Genomic DNA, 16,075 nt, shown 5'->3' with positions numbered 1-16,075 from the left:
CGGCCTGGCAGCAACCCTTATGGCCGTCAATGACAGCTGTTTTTATGGCAGTACGGAAAATACGCATCGCACTGCAACATTAAAATAATTGCAATTATTGAAACGCATCAACATGATAAAAAACACTGTTGTTTCCATGCTGAAAGCAGATGTGTGTGCGTTGACAAGGTTTCTCGGCAAGTGGTCTTATCAATCACGACGGCTCACACGATATGCCGTTTGATCCATGGCGATTGCCGACGCAGCAATCTTTATCACCCTGGCAAAGCTGTGCCGCACAAGGGCCGGCCGAGCACACTTTCGGAGTTCTGAGAATGATGATGGAAACAGTGATGTCCCGCTCCGTACGCCTGATTTTTTCGGGTAGCGTAGCAGCGCTCAGCCTGGGCATGATGGCGGCGCCGGCAATGGCGCAAGACGCCAATGTACAACGTGTGGAAATTACAGGCTCGAGCATCAAACGGGCCACGGCCGAGACCGCATCGCCGGTCCAGGTCATCAGCCGCGACGACTTGATGAAATCGGGCAAGGCCACCGTCGCCGAATACCTGCAAACCCTGACCGCCGATGGCGCCGGCTCCCTGCCGACGGGCTTCGGCAACGGCTTTGCCGCCGGTTCCACGGCCATCTCGCTGCGCGGCCTGGGCGCCACCTCGACCCTGGTCCTGCTCAACGGCCGCCGCATGGCGCCATTCGCGCGCGCCGATGACGGCCAGAAGAGCTTTACCGACCTGTCCACCGTGCCGATGCAGATCGTCGAACGCATTGAAATCCTCAAGGACGGCGCCTCGTCGACCTACGGCGCAGACGCCATCGCCGGCGTCGTCAACATCATCCTGCGCAAGGACTTCGAAGGGCTGACCCTGAAAGGCGACACGGGCATCTCTGGCGACAGCGACGCCAAGCAGCACCGCGCCTCGCTGACTTTCGGCAAGGGCAACCTCGATACGGATAAATTCAACTTCGTCGTCAATGCCGAATACAGCAAATCGGACATGCTGATGAACAGCGACCGCGCCGGCCGCAAATGGATAGGCAAGGCCGACCTGCGCCCGTATGGCTATGCGATCAACACCCAGTTCGCCGGCGGCTACATCAATGGCAACAACGATGCAAATGCGGCACCGACAGGCCTGATCCGCGACCCCGTCACCAACAACTATGTGTCCCTGCCCGGCTGCTCGAGCTTGTCCGTGTCTTCACCGCAAGATCCGAAGGGCGGCTGTTTGTGGCACCACGACCAGTTCCGCGCGATGCAGCCGAAGATCGAATCGATCAACCTGTACACGCGCGGCACCTGGCAAGTCAATGCCGACACCCAGGTGTATGCGGAAGCGGGCTACTCGAAGCGCGATACGGCGTTCGCCATGATACCGCCGTCGGTCACGCCCACCGTCGCCTTCCCGCCGAACGCCGGCAACAAGGCGGGCGTCATCAACTATGCCACCGGCACCGGCACCAGCATCGTGCTGGCCGCCAACCACCCGCAAAATCCGTATGGCGTGCCGGTGCGCGTGCGCTACCAGGCGTTCGACGTGGGCGCCAGCACGCGCACCGCCAACAACGAGTTCAACCGCATCGTGCTCGGCGTCAAGGGCAATGCCATGGGCTGGGACTACGATGCCGGCTACACGCATTCGGAATCGAAACTGCACCTCGATTACAGCAACATGCTGAACATGGCCGTCGTTAGGGATGCGCTAGGCAATCCGAACAGCCAATATTTCCCGTACTACATCGGCGCGCAGGCGGGCAAGAATCCCGCATCGCTGTACGCGGCCATGGTGACGAACGCCACCTCCGATTCCACGACCAAGCTCGACATCATCGACTTCAAGGCCACGCGCGAACTGATGCAGTTGCCCGGTGGCGCCATGGGCCTGGCGATCGGCGCGGAACACCGCCGCGACAAGCTCGACAATCCATCGCTGACGGGCACGGAAGACGGTTCCATCAACGCCAGCTACGTGGCCGCCAAGGGCGACAGCAAGGTCTCGGCCGTGTTCCTCGAAGTGCTGGCGCCCGTCATCAAGACGGTGGAACTGTCGGGCGCCTTGCGTTACGACAAATACGACCGTTTCTCGTCGACCACGCCGAAACTGGGCGCCAAGTGGACGCCGCTGAAAACCTTCGCCGTGCGCGGCACGTATTCGGAAGGTTTCCGCGCACCGGGCCCGGCCGAAAGCAACGCCGATTCGCAATCGACGGGCACCTCGACCGTGAGCGATCCCGTGCGCTGCCCGGGCGGCACCCGCCTGCCGGGCGCCAATGCCAGCGACTGCGAACTGCAAGTGGCGGCCGTGAAGGTCGGCGACCCCAGCCTCAAGCCGGAAAAATCCAAGGGCTACACCCTGGGCCTGGTGTGGGATCCGTTCAACGATACCAGCCTGTCGCTCGATGCCTGGAAGATCAAGCGTGAAAACGAGATCAATCCGCTGCCGTACAACGAAGCAGCCGCCCTGCCGACAGCCATCCGCGCCGACAACAACCTGACCATCAATGGCGTCGTCACGCCGAACACGGGCACCTTGCTGATCACCAAGGCGCCGTACCGCAACTCCAGCTTCACGGAGATCAAGGGTATCGACCTGGATGTCAAGCAGCGCGTGCGCCTGGGCGACTACGGCCGCGCCACGTTCGGCCTGACCTGGACCCATATCGCTTCGTGGGTACGGGCCGAGTCGTCCACCGTGCGCTACCAGTTCGCCGGCACGCATGGCAATTGCGACACGTCCAACTGCGCCGGCACGCCGAAGGACAAGATCAATCTGACCGGCTCGTGGGACCTGGGCAACTGGAACGTCAGCGGCGTGCTGAACTACCGTTCGGACATGAAGAACATCCTGTTTGAAGGCAAGCCGTGCGCTTCCAAGCTGGCCGACGGCACCGCGGCGCCGAACGGTTGCAAGCTCGCCTCGTTCACCACGCTCGACCTGTCGAGCCGCTGGAACGTCAACAAGCAGTTGCAATTGTTTGCCTCGATCAACAACGTGACCGACAAGATCGCGCCGCTCGACCCGCTGACCTACGGCGGCATGAGCTACAACCCGATGGATGCCAGCGGCGCCATCGGCCGCTACTTCAAACTGGGCGCCAGCTACAAGTTCTTCTAAGCCGACATCCGTACCCTGACGCAAGGCGGTGAGCAATCACCGCCTTTTTTTCGCCCGGACTGTGGCGCCAGGTCGCTCATCCGCACAGCTCTTGTGCCAGCACAAACCTTAGCTGCTGCGCGCCTGTAAAACTCCCTTGCAGGCCACTTGGCCAAACCCACGCCACAGGAGTGTCAGATGACGCAAACCCGCAGCCCCTCCCCCACCTTGCGCCTGCTGTGCGCAGCCTTGCTCGGCGCGTATGGCCATGCGGCCATGGCGCAGGACACCGGCACCGCCGGCGAGCCCCCTGCCATGCAGCGTGTCGAAGTCACCGGTTCCTCCATCAAGCGCCTCGTCTCGGAAACGGCGACGCCCTTGTCCATCTTCAAGGCCGAAGATTTCGCCAAGCAGGGCTTGACGACGGCCCAGGAAGTGCTGAGCAAGATACCCTCGAACGCGTCGAGCATGGGCAGCGGCAATGCAGTCGGCGGCAATACCAGCGGCTTGCCCACGGGCGGTCAGGCCAGCGCCGACTTGCGCGGCCTGGGCGGCGACAAGACCCTGGTACTGCTCAACGGCCGGCGCATCGCCAACCATCCGTATGACGGCGCCAGCGTCGACCTGAACATCATCCCGATCGCTGCCCTGGAGCGTGTCGAAGTGCTGCGCGACGGCGCCTCGGCCATCTACGGCACGGACGCCATCGGCGGCGTCATCAACTTCATCACGAAGCGCTCCGTCAACGTCACGAATATCACCGCCGAGGTCGTCTCGCCCGAACACAAGGGTGGCGGCGAGCACCGCATCAACCTGTCGACGGGTTTCGGCAAGCTCGACACGGACGGCTACAATATTTTCGGCGTGCTCGACTACCACAAGCAAAAAGTGCTGACGTCGCAGGACCGTGACTTTTCCAAGACCGGCATCATCCCCTCGCGCGGGCTGTCCATTACCAGCGGCACGACTTTCCCCGGCAACTACTTCGATGCGGCGGCCAATGGCGGCGACGGCTTGGCCGGCAATCCCTACGCGGCCAGCGGTTGCCTGCCGCCCTTGTCGGTGGCAGCCACCAACGGCACCTGCCGCCAGGATTACACGCGCCAGATCGACAACCTGCCCGCACAGGAACAGCTGGCATTCTTCGGCAAGGGCGCCTTCAAGCTCGGTGGCGGCCATTTGGCCACGGTGGAATACCTGCATTCGGAAAACAAGGTGAAGGCACGCACGGCGCCGCCGCCGCAAACGGGCTTGATCCTGCCCAGCACCAGTCCATACTATCCGGGCAATGCGGGCGGCGTGCCGGCCCAGCCGGGCCTGTCGGGCCAGCCACTGAGCGTCAACTGGCGCCCCGTGGAAGCAGGCCAGCGGCAGATCGATTCGGATGGCAAGGCGGACCGCCTGGTGCTGGCGCTCGAAGGCGAGCTGTCCGGCTGGGACTACAAGACGGGCCTGAGCCACGCGATCAGCAAGTCGTCGGAAAAGTTCACGGGTGGCTATGTGCAGGATGCGGGCTTTGCCGCTGGCGTGTTGAACGGCATCCTGAACCCGTTCGGCGTGCAGGACGCGGCCGGCAAGGCTTACCTGGACAGCACCGCCCTGCGCGGCGAGGTGCAGAACGCCAAGGTCACCACGACGGGCTTCGACATCAAGGGCAGCCGCGAACTGATGCAGCTGGCCGGCGGCCCGCTGGCCATCGCTTTGGGTGGCGAAGTACGGCACGAAAAGGCCGACTTCAATGTCAACCGCGATATCGCCGGCCAGGCCGCCAGTTCCGGCTTGTCCGGCTCGCTGTCGAAGAGCGGCTCGCGCACGATCCAGGCCGTCTTCGGCGAAGTCAACCTGCCCTTGATCAAGGATCTGGAAGTGCAGCTGGCCGCCCGCTTCGACCACTACAGCGACGTGGGCAGCACCACCAATCCGAAGCTGGCCCTGCGCTACCAGGCCAGCAGCGCGCTGGTGCTGCGCGGCTCGGCCAGCACGGGTTTCCGCGCGCCCACCTTGTTTGAAAAGAATGCGCCGCCATCGAAGAACGATACCAACGATACCTACGACGACCCCATCCTGTGCCCGGGCGGCGTGCCGCAGCCCGGCGCCAATCCCCTGCGCGATTGCGACTTGCAGCAATTCAAGCTGCAGGGCGGCAATGAAAACCTGAAACCGGAAAAATCCACCACCTTCGCCGTCGGCCTCGTGCTCGAACCGATCAAGGAAGTCACGCTCGCCATCGATTACTGGAACATCCATTTGAAGGACAAGATTTCGTCCCTGCCCGAGCAATCGATCTTCGGCAACTACGAAAAATACAAGGCTTTGTTCCTGCGCAATCCCGATGGTTCGCCCTACGCCATCCTGGACTTGAACGACAACCTCGGCGAAGTGAAAACGGACGGTATCGACGTCAGCCTGAATGCGCGCCTGGCCCGAGGCGCGTATGGCGATGTCAGCGTGTCGGTCGATGGCACGTGGACCCACAAGTATGACTACCAGAACGAGCGCGGCGGCGAATTCATTGCCAACGTGGGCCGCTATGCGGACAACAATCCCGTGTTCCGCTGGAAACATACGGCAGCGCTGAACTGGCGCCTGGGCAACTGGGGCGCCACCGTGTCGCAATCGTTCAAGTCCGGCTACACGGACCAGAATCTGGTCGAGCCGCCATACCGCCACGATGTGCCGTCATACAGCCTGCTCAACGTGTCGGGCAGTTACGTGTGGAAAGGCTTGTTGCTGACGGCCGGCGTGAAAAACCTGCTGGACAGGGAACCACCGTTCTCGAACCAGGGCACCCTGTTCCAGAAAGGCTATGACCCGCGCTATACGGACCCGATCGGGCGCGCCTACTACTTGCGCGGCAGCTATACGTTTTGAGGGAGTGACGGAAGAAAGACAGACCAGACAGCGCTGGCCAGCGTGTGCCAGCCATGCCAAAGACGGCGCCATCAGCGATGATGTGCGCCGTTTTATTTTACGCATCTGAGCAGGGCTGACAAGGGTCCGCGATACTTTATTGCTGAAGGATTACAAAAAAAACAGGGAAATGTTGCATTTCGTCCAAAAAGTCCGCACGAAATTGACAATCTGAATCGTGAATGTTTTGATGAGGGCCCTGAAAATTTACAGAATTTTCATTGGTGGATTTGTAAAAAGGCAAATAAATTGTTAGTAAGCAACAAGTTATTTCAAAATAATTGCCGCCTTTATCACAATAACAAGGAATTTCAGATGATGATAGAAAATGTAATATCGCGGTCGCTGCGCCTGATGTTTGCAGGCGGCATGGCCCTGAGCATGCACGCCGCGTATGCACAAGAAACAACAGATGGCACCATGCAACGCGTGGAAGTCACCGGTTCGAGCATCAAGCGCATCGCTTCCGAAGCGTCGCTGCCGGTGCAGTCGTTCAACCAGAAAGACATCAAGAAAACCGGCGTCACCACGGTGACCGATTTCATCCAGCAAATTCCTGCGATGCAGGGCTTCTCCGTGGCCGCCGATTCGGTGGGCGGCGGCGGCGGCGGCGTCACCACGGCTTCGATCCACGATATCGGCGCAGCCTACACGCTGGTGCTGCTGAACGGCCGCCGTATTGCGCCATCCAATTCCGGCACCACCATCGACCTGAACTCGATCCCCCTGTCGGCCATCGAGCGCGTGGAAGTGCTGACGGACGGCGCCTCGGCACTGTATGGCGCCGACGCCATCGCCGGCGTGGTCAACTTCATCCTGAAAAAAGGCGCATCGCCGCTGGAAATCAATGCCAAGTACTCGCGTCCTGAAGAAAAAGGCGGCGCCAGCAACTCGATTTCCATCAGCAAGGGCTTCGGCGACATCGACGAAGACGGCTACAGCATCTTCGTGTCGGCCAGCCATGACGAACAAAAATCGCTGAAAGCATCGCAGCGCAGCTTCGCGAAAAGCGGCATCATCAATTTCAACGATCCGAAGAACGGCAAGGCACTGCAATTCATCAACGGTTCCTCGCGCTCGGCGCCAGGCAACGCAACTGTCGATTACGATGCCATCGATCCTGCCACCGGCAAGACAGTCAGCAAGTCCGTCAACCTGAACCCGTACGCACTGGCCCATGGCGGCAAATGCGCCGCCAGCAACATGGATTTCTATGGCGACGGCAACTGCTATTTCGATTCGCCATCGACCATCGAAATCAATCCCGAATCGAAGCGCGACGCCATCTTCAGCTCGGGTACCGTCAAACTGGGCAAAACCGGCTTCCAGGGTTTCTATGACCTCGCCTACACGGAAGCGCGCGTCGTCGCCAGCATTGCGCCATACCCGGCCGATTTCTCCGTCGATGTCGGCTCGCCGCTGTTCAACAAATATCTGGCGCCGAACCTGACGCCAGCGCAACTGGCCAACGCCACGGGCGCCGTCGCCAAATACCGCCTGTCGGAAATGGGCAACCGCGTCTACGACTACGGCACCAAGGCCACCCACATCGTCGCCGGCATCGATGGCAATGCATTCGGCTGGGACATCAACTCCGCCGTAACGTACTCGAAAAACAAGCAGACGCAAGAATACGTCAGCGGTTTCCCGCTGGCGGACAAATTCGACGCGCAAGTAGCCGCCGGCAATATCGACCCGTTCGCCTACCCGGTCGGTTCCATGCCGGATGCCATGCGCCAGGCACTGCTGGGCACGGGCTTCAGCGGCACCTACAACACGCAAACCGTGGAAATGAAGGGCATCGACGGCCGCGCTTCGCGTCCTGTGTTCTCGCTGCCAGGCGGCACGGCCATGCTGGGCGTGGGCGCCGACTACCGCAACACCTCGTACAAGGTGCAGCAGGCGAATGTTGCCAAACAGGCGCAGATCCTGTTTGACAATGCACAAGTCGACAGCGAATACGCACGCGACAATGCCGGCGCCTACGCCGAGCTGATGATGCCAATCTCGAAAAAACTGGAAATGACCGGCTCGCTGCGTTACGACCAGATCGGATCCATCGACGACAAGCTGACGGGCAAGACGGTAGGCAAGAAAGAAAACGCCACCACCTGGAAAGTCAGCGGCAAGTATTCCGCCACCAAGAGCCTGATGTTCCGCGCCGCTGCCGGCACCGGCTTCCGCGCCGCCAGCATGCAGGAAATCGCCGGTCCACTGGAAGACTGGGGCGTCACGGGCGGTAACTATCAATGCCCATTGACGGCAGCGAACGGCATGGGCGGCCATCCGCTGGCCAGCTACTGCAGCGGCGTGGGACGCCAGCAATTCGAAGCCTTCCAGGGCGGCAACCCGGACCTGAAGCCGGAAACGTCGAAGCAATGGAGCATCGGTACCGTGTTCGAACCAATCGACAGCCTGTCGATGTCGTTCGACCTGTGGAACGTGGAAATCCGCGACCAGGTGACCGCCGTGTCCGAAGGCCTGATCTTCAACGATCCTGCCAAGTACGCCAATCTGTTCACCACCAAGCACATCAGCTCGACGGGCAAGGACGTGCTGGCCATCAAGCTGCTGCCGATTAACATCGGCAAGGTGGAAAACCGCGGTATCGACTACGACTTCACCCACAAGATGAAGCTGCTGGACGGCCGCCTGACGAGCCGCCTGATGGGTACCTACCTGCTGCGTTCGCGCTACACGACGCCGGGCACCGATGATCAATGGGAAACCAGCCTGAATCGCTACGGTTCGAACGACAAGGTCAGCTTCCGCAACATCATCCGTGCCACCACCACGTATGAGACAGCCAAGTTCACGCATACGCTGAGCGCCAGCTACCGCAACGGCTATACGGACAAGGAACAGACGGCTGACGATTGCGCCGTGATCGTGGCTGGCAGCCCTGGCGAATGCTATGGCATCCAACTGGAAGTGCCGAGCTATACCACCTTCGACTTCCAGACGGCTTACCGTCCGATGAAGAACGTGGAAATCACGGGCGGCATCCTGAACCTGTTCGACCGCAATCCGCCGTTCACCCTGCGTAACACGGGTTCGCATCAAGTGGGCTACAACCCATCGTACTCGAGCGCTCTGGGCCGCCAGTTCTACCTGAGCGGTTCCTACAAGTTCTAAGCTGACGGCATCTGCTCTCGGCTGAAAACTGAAAAGCCCGGAAAGCTTAGCTTTCCGGGCTTTTTTTCATGCTGCGCGCCACGTCACTTATTCCGCGTCGCCCTTCAAGCGGCGCTGCTTGACGGCTGCCGCCAGGTTTTCCAGCACGGCCACGCTGGCGCTCCAGTCGATGCAACCGTCCGTGACGGACTGGCCGTAGATCAATTCCTTGCCCGGGATCAAATCCTGGCGCCCCGCCACCAGGTGCGATTCCACCATCACGCCGACGATGCGGTCGTCGCCGCCCGCCACCTGGCTGGCGATGTCGGCGCACACGGGAATCTGGTTTTCCGGTTTTTTCGAGCTGTTCGCATGCGAGGCGTCGATCATCAGGCGCGCCGCCAGGCCTTGCGCCGCGATCGCCTTGCAAGCGTCGTCCACGCTGGCCGCGTCATAGTTCGGCGTTTTGCCGCCGCGCAAGATGATGTGGCAATCCTCATTGCCGTTGGTCGAGACGATGGCCGAGTGGCCGCCCTTCGTGACGGAAAGGAAATGGTGCGGCTGCGAGGCGGCCTTGATGGCTTCCACGGCGATTTTCACATTGCCGTCCGTGCCATTCTTGAAGCCGACGGGACAGGACAATCCCGACGCCAGCTCGCGGTGCACCTGCGATTCCGTCGTGCGCGCGCCGATGGCGCCCCAGCTGATCAGGTCGGCGATATATTGCGGGCTGATCACGTCGAGGAACTCGGTACCGGCCGGCAAGCCCAGCTCATTGATATCGCGCAACAGTTCGCGCGCCATGCGCAAGCCGTCGTTGATGCGGAAGCTGTTGTCCATGTACGGATCGTTGATCAGGCCCTTCCAGCCCACCGTGGTGCGCGGCTTCTCGAAGTAGACGCGCATGACGATTTCCAGTTCGCCCGCAAAACGCGCGCGCTCCTTCACCAGCAGGCGCGCATATTCCATCGCCGCCTTGGTGTCGTGGATGGAGCAAGGCCCGATCACCACCATCAGGCGGTCGTCCTGGCCGTGCAGGATACGGTGCAGGGCAATGCGGGCGCTGGCGGCGGTCTGTTCGGCTTGCTCCGAGCAGGCGAATTCGCGGATCAGGTGGGACGGCGGGGTCAATTCCTTCATTTCGCGAATTCGCAAATCATCGGTGCGGGGCATCATTTTCTCCAAAATTTAAGGATGGGTAAAACATCTGGGTAAAAAAAAACCGCCATCAGTGGCGGTTTTTTAGAATTTGCTGGGATCTCGTTTTGCTGCTACGTGAACCGACCGCTACTCCACCGCCTTTGGGTTGGAATTGCTAAAGTAAAAATAAGCGGTAAAAAAGTGGCGAGCGAACATGCGAGTCATCCGTAAGTGATGAACGACTATAAACCTAAATTGCAAGGGTTGGCAAGCATATTTGTCGGCAAAGCCGCATGCCGCTGCCGTTTTACACTGCAAAGTACGTTAAAAAGCATAAAAAGTTGCGCGCTGCCCATACCCGTCCGCAGGCCACTACCGCTGTGTCCGTCGTGGCAACCACGCCACGCCAGCCATTCTATCGACGACAAGCGGGGCACTCCTTGATCCAGATCTAATCCCGGCATCGGCTCACGGACAAAACTCAAGGACGCATCAACGACCTTTGACTGCCTGACCTTTCCGGAGAACCGCATGATCCCTACCCTATCCTTACCATCCGCTGCCTTTTCACCACCCAGACTGGGCCTGGCACTGGCCAGTGCGTTGCTGAGTCTCCCCGTCCTGGCGCAGGATGCTGCCCCCGTTGCCCGCGTGGAAATCACCGGTTCGAACATCCGCCGCGCGCAGGCGGAAACGGCGTCGGCCGTGCAAACGCTGAACGCGGCCGACATTGAAAAATCGGGCAAGTCCAGCGTGGCCGAACTGCTGCAGACCCTGGCCGTCGACAACCAGGGCTCGGTGCCCACCACCTTCGGCAACGGCTTTGCCGCCGGCGCTTCCGGCGTATCGCTGCGAGGCCTGGGTACGGCCTCGACCCTGGTGCTGCTGAACGGGCGCCGCGTCGCGCCGTATGGCTTGGCCGACGATGGCCAGAAGGTATTCGCCGACCTGAACATCATTCCCCTGGAAGCGGTGGAACGGGTGGAAATCCTCAAGGATGGCGCCTCGGCCATCTACGGTTCGGACGCGATTGCCGGCGTTGTCAACGTGATCCTGCGGCGCGACTACCAGGGCACGGCCATCAAGGGCAATTACGGCAAGACGAAGGAGTGGGACGGGCGCGATGCGCGCGCCGCCATCACGCACGGCTTCGGCGACATCGACAGCGACCGCTACAACGTGCTGCTGAACCTCGAGTACAGCGAAAAAGCCGCCATCTGGAACCGCGACCGGGCCGGACGGGGTGCCGTGGGCCGCAGCGACTTGCGCGACCTGGGTTTCAGCGCGCAGGAGTCGCTCAGCGGTGCGGGCGCCATCACCACCAACAACGCGGCCGGCAGCGCCGTCAACGGCAATGTGCGCAATCCCGACACGCTCGACTACTACAACCGCGGCAACCTGTCCGGCGCGGGTTTTACACGCACCTTCCCCGGCGCCGCCTGCGGCAATTTCACCACGCATCCGCAAGGCGACCCGGGCGGCGGCTGCCTGACCGATGCCGCGCAGCAGTACGGGCAGATCCAGCCCAAGCAAAAGAACATCAATTTCTTCGGCCGCGCCGCCTGGCAACTGACGCCAGCACTGCAGACGTATGCGGAACTGAACGTGTATCACAGCGAATCAAACTCGGCCACCACGCCATCGACGGTCAGCGGCTCGGTCGGCTACCCGGGCGGGCCCGTCAGCAATGCGGGCGTGTCGCTCGGCGCAGCCCACCCGGACAATCCATATTTCGGCACGGCGGCGCGGCTGCGCTACCTGGCGGCCGACGTGGGACCGCGCCTGTCGGAAGTCAATTCCACCTTCACGCGCTTTGTGGCCGGCATCAAGGGCACGGTGGCGGGCTGGGATATCGACAGCGCCTTGCTGTACTCGCAGAACAAGGTGTCGAACGACTTGAACGGCTACCTGCAGCGCGACGTCGCCTTCGCCCTGCTCAACCCGACCGCCGCGAACGTGGCGGCGGCCAGCCTGAACCCCGCCTATGCGGCCCTGCCGGCCGGCAGCCTGTGGCGCATCGCGGAAAACGCGGGCCTCAATTCGCCCGAGCTGTACGCGGCCCTGTCGCCGCGCATCTCGAACGATGCCAAGACGCATATCGCGCAAATCGACTTCAAGGCCAGCCGCGAGGTGGCCAAGCTGGACGGCGGCGGCCTGGGCGTGGCCGTGGGTGCGGAATTCCGCCATGAATCGACGGAACTCAAGCCCACCACGGGCACGGAGCGGGGCAATATCATCGGCCTAGGCTATTCCGCCTACAAGGGCAGCCGCAACGCCTCGGCCATCTACGCCGAAGTGCTGGCGCCCGTGCTGAAAACCGTCGAGCTGTCAGGCGCCCTGCGCGCCGACCATTTCACCGACGTGGGCAATTCCTACACGCCGAAAGTGGGCGTGAAATGGACGCCCATGCGCGAACTGGCCCTGCGCGGCACCTTCGCCAAGGGCTTCCGCGCCCCCAGCGCGGCGGAAAACGGCGTCGGCGGCCTGGCCGCGTTCTCCACCGCCAGCGATCCGCTGCGCTGCGCGCTGGGCGTGGAAGTGGCGTGCGATCCCGCGCCGATCGCCGTCATCACCTCGCCCAATCCGAACCTGTCGCCGGAGCGTTCGCGCAGCTTTTCCGTCGGCGCCGTGTGGGACCCGCTGCCGCGCAGCAGCGTTTCCGTGGATCTGTGGCAAATCCGCCGCAAGAATGAAATCAACCAGGAGCAAACGGATGCGGCCATTGCCGCCGGCAACGTGGCGCGCGACCCATCGACGGCCACCGGCATTGCCGGCGATCCGGGCGCCATCACGGCCGTGCTGGCCAACTATGTGAATTCGGCGCAAACGACGGTGCGCGGCATCGATATCGACGCCCGCCAGCGCTTCAACCTGGGCGGCGACTATGGCAACCTGACCTTCGACCTGAAGTGGACGCATCTGTACAAATGGCTGCGCACGGAACGCGATGGCACGCAGCGCGATTTTGCCGGCACGCATGGCAATTGCGATGTGTCCAACTGCATGGGTACGCCGGACGACCGCATCAACCTGGGCGCCACCTGGGAACGCCAGAACTGGCGGGTCACGGCCAACGTCAACTACCGTGCGCCGCTCGACAACATACTGTTCAAGAATGACCCGGACGGTTGCGCCACGCATTTCGCCGACGGCACGGACGCGCCGCGCGGCTGCCGCATCGCCTCGTTCACCACGGTGGACCTGACGGCCCGCTGGCTGGCCACGCCCAAGCTGGAAGTGTTTGCGACGATACAAAACCTGTTCGACAAGATCGCCCCGCTCGACCCGCTGACGTATGGCGCCACGGGCTACAACCCGCTCGACTACGCGGGCGCGGCAGGACGGTTCATCAGTGCGGGGGTGAAGTATAAATTCTGAGAAATAGCGGTGGTGTCGGGTTGCGCCCTTCGGGCTAACCCGACCTACACGATCAGCATGCCAGAAATGTAGGTAGGATGATTAGCGCGGCGCAGCCGCGCGTAATCCGACACCGTTGTTGGCCGCGCAGTGCCCGAAAAGATCAGGCAGTCCCGCCAACCGTGATGCCATCGAGGCGCAAGGTCGGCTGCCCCACGCCCACGGGCACGCTCTGCCCTTCCTTGCCGCACACGCCCACGCCCGAATCGAGGCGCATGTCGTTGCCGATCATGGAGACACGGTTGAGCACGTCCGGACCGTTGCCGATCAGGGTCGCGCCCTTCACCGGGTAGCTGAGCTTGCCGTTTTCGATCATGTACGCTTCGCTGGCCGAGAAGACGAACTTGCCGTTCGTGATGTCGACCTGGCCGCCGCCGAAGTTGACGGCATACAAGCCGTTCTTGACGGAAGCGAGGATCTCGCCCGGGTCCTTGTCGCCGCCCAGCATGTACGTATTTGTCATGCGCGGCATGGGCAGGTGGGCGAACGATTCGCGGCGCGCATTGCCCGTCACGGGCATCTTCATCAGGCGCGCGTTCATCGTGTCCTGGATGTAACCCTTGAGGATGCCGTCCTCGATCAGGGTCGTGCACTGCGTCGGGTTGCCCTCGTCGTCGATGTTCAGGGAACCGCGCCGGCCAGCCAGGGTGCCGTCATCGACCACGGTGACGCCCTTGGCAGCCACGCGCTCGCCGATGCGGCCCGAAAACGCGGACGAACCCTTGCGGTTGAAATCGCCTTCCAGGCCATGGCCGATCGCTTCGTGCAGCAGGATGCCGGGCCAGCCCGGTCCCAGCACGATGGTCATGGGACCGGCTGGCGCGGGGCGCGCTTCCAGGTTCACCAGCGCCGAATTGACGGCGTCCGTCGCGTATTGTTCCAGCACGGCATCGCTGAAATAGTCATAGCTGAAGCGCCCGCCACCACCGGCCGAGCCCGTTTCGCGGCGGCCATTCTGTTCCGCGATCACGGTCAGCGACACGCGTACCAGCGGGCGGATGTCGGCCGCCAGCACACCGTCGCTGCGCAGCACCAGCACCACGTCGTATTCGCCAGCCAGGCCCGCCATCACTTGCACCACGCGAGGATCTTTCGCGCGCGCCATCTTTTCCACGCGCTCGAGCAGCTGCACCTTGGCCGTGGCATCGAGCGAGGCCAGTGGATCGTTGGGCAGATACAAGGAACGCCCGCCCTGCGGCTGCATCTGGCCCGCGATCTTGATTTTGCCGGCGCCAGCGCGCGCAATCGTGCGCGTGGCCGCCGCCGCTTCCAGCAGGGCCCGCTCGGAAATGTCGTCGGAATACGCAAACGCCGTCTTGTCGCCGGACACGGCGCGCACGCCCACGCCCTGGTCGATGGAAAAGCTGCCCGTCTTGACGATGCCCTCTTCCAGGCTCCAGCCTTCGCTCTTGGTCGACTGGAAATACAGGTCGGCATAGTCGACCTTGTGCGTAAACATCGTGCCCAGGGCCTTGAGCAGCTTGTCTTCGTCCAGGCCGAACGGCGTGAGCAGGATATCGCGTGCCACGGCCAGGCTGGACAGATTGGGTTCAAATGGGATCATGGCTTTTTCTCACAATTCAATTTACATGGTGCGGTGCGTGAGGGCCGGCAGCGACTCGCGCACGCCGGCCAAAAACACCAGGTCGATCTCGCCGCTGACCACGCCCTCGCCTTCGGGCAGCACGGCGATCACTTCGCCCCACGGGTCGATCAGCATGCTGTGGCCCCAGGTGCGCCGGCCGTTCGGATGCAGGCCGCCCTGCGCCGAGGCCAGCACATAGCACTGGTTTTCGATGGCGCGCGCGCGCAGCAGCACTTCCCAATGGGCGCTGCCCGTCGTATGGGTAAACGCGGCCGGCACGACGATCAGCGCGCAATCGCCCATGGCGCGGTACAGTTCGGGGAAGCGCAGGTCGTAGCAGATTGACAGGCCGACGCGGCCGAACGGCGTCTCGATAGCGCGCACCTGCGCACCGGGCACAATGGTGCGCGATTCATTGTACGACTCGATGCCGCGCGTAAAACCGAACAGGTGGATCTTGTCATAGCGGCCGGCCGGTTCGCCTTGCGGATCGTACACGAGCGTCGTATTCAAGACCTTGCCTTCCTGGCCCGAGATCAGGGGCAAGGTGCCGCCGATCAGCCAGATGCCATGCTGCAGCGCCATCTGCGCCATGCCATCCTGGATGGGCCCGCTACCGGGCTGTTCCGCATGCGCCAGCTTGTCCGTTTCCTGCTTGCCCATGATGGCCCAGTATTCAGGCAGCACCACCAGTTGCGCGCCACCGGCGGCGGCCTGCGCCACCAGGCGCCGCGCCGTGGCCAGGTTGTCTTCCACGGAAGGCGAGGAAATCATTTGTACTGCTGCGACTGTATGCATCATTGCCACCTCTTATCCA

At 62.1% G+C, this 16,075-nt stretch carries 7 protein-coding genes; 4 read left to right on the top strand and 3 right to left on the bottom strand.

The features are described from left to right. Positions 1–332: 332 nt before the first annotated feature. From SKZ59_RS16490 to SKZ59_RS16480, 3 genes are all read left to right on the top strand, one after another. Entirely contained in the window at positions 333–3,113 is a 2,781-nt protein-coding gene (locus SKZ59_RS16490; RefSeq protein ID WP_219329497.1) for a TonB-dependent receptor, read from the top strand. 177 nt (positions 3,114–3,290) lie between these two features. Continuing rightward, positions 3,291–5,963, top strand: coding sequence for a TonB-dependent receptor (locus SKZ59_RS16485; RefSeq protein WP_319992363.1), 2,673 nt, complete (start codon positions 3,291–3,293; stop codon positions 5,961–5,963). A 354-nt stretch (positions 5,964–6,317) separates the two neighbouring features. Further along, positions 6,318–9,137, top strand: a complete 2,820-nt coding sequence (locus tag SKZ59_RS16480; protein WP_070303337.1) for a TonB-dependent receptor — start codon at positions 6,318–6,320, stop codon at positions 9,135–9,137. A gap of 87 nt (positions 9,138–9,224) precedes the next feature. On the opposite strand, the gene aroG is transcribed toward SKZ59_RS16480, so the two are convergent. Next, positions 9,225–10,289 (bottom strand): 3-deoxy-7-phosphoheptulonate synthase AroG, encoded by a 1,065-nt coding sequence (aroG, locus tag SKZ59_RS16475; protein WP_034760477.1) that lies wholly within the window; start codon positions 10,287–10,289, stop codon positions 9,225–9,227. A gap of 498 nt (positions 10,290–10,787) precedes the next feature. Here aroG and SKZ59_RS16470 point away from each other — a divergent pair, with 498 nt between their 5' ends. Next, the gene (locus SKZ59_RS16470; RefSeq protein ID WP_034760178.1) at positions 10,788–13,634 is read left to right on the top strand and encodes a TonB-dependent receptor; all 2,847 of its coding nucleotides are present in this window, start codon (positions 10,788–10,790) and stop codon (positions 13,632–13,634) included. A gap of 142 nt (positions 13,635–13,776) precedes the next feature. On the opposite strand, the gene tldD is transcribed toward SKZ59_RS16470, so the two are convergent. Together tldD and SKZ59_RS16460 are read right to left on the bottom strand one after the other, a co-directional pair. After that, positions 13,777–15,237 carry a metalloprotease TldD gene (gene tldD, locus SKZ59_RS16465; RefSeq protein WP_058050878.1) on the bottom strand — a complete coding sequence of 487 codons (1,461 nt, stop codon included), beginning with the start codon at positions 15,235–15,237 and terminating at the stop codon, positions 13,777–13,779. Between the two features lie 21 nt (positions 15,238–15,258). Continuing rightward, positions 15,259–16,059, bottom strand: a complete 801-nt coding sequence (locus SKZ59_RS16460) for a carbon-nitrogen hydrolase family protein (protein ID WP_319992362.1) — start codon at positions 16,057–16,059, stop codon at positions 15,259–15,261. Positions 16,060–16,075 lie beyond the last annotated feature (16 nt).

This window comes from Janthinobacterium sp. GMG2 (assembly GCF_033949445.1).
Classification (GTDB): domain Bacteria; phylum Pseudomonadota; class Gammaproteobacteria; order Burkholderiales; family Burkholderiaceae_D; genus Janthinobacterium; species Janthinobacterium aestuarii.
This window is presented reverse-complemented; position numbering and strand designations above follow the sequence as displayed.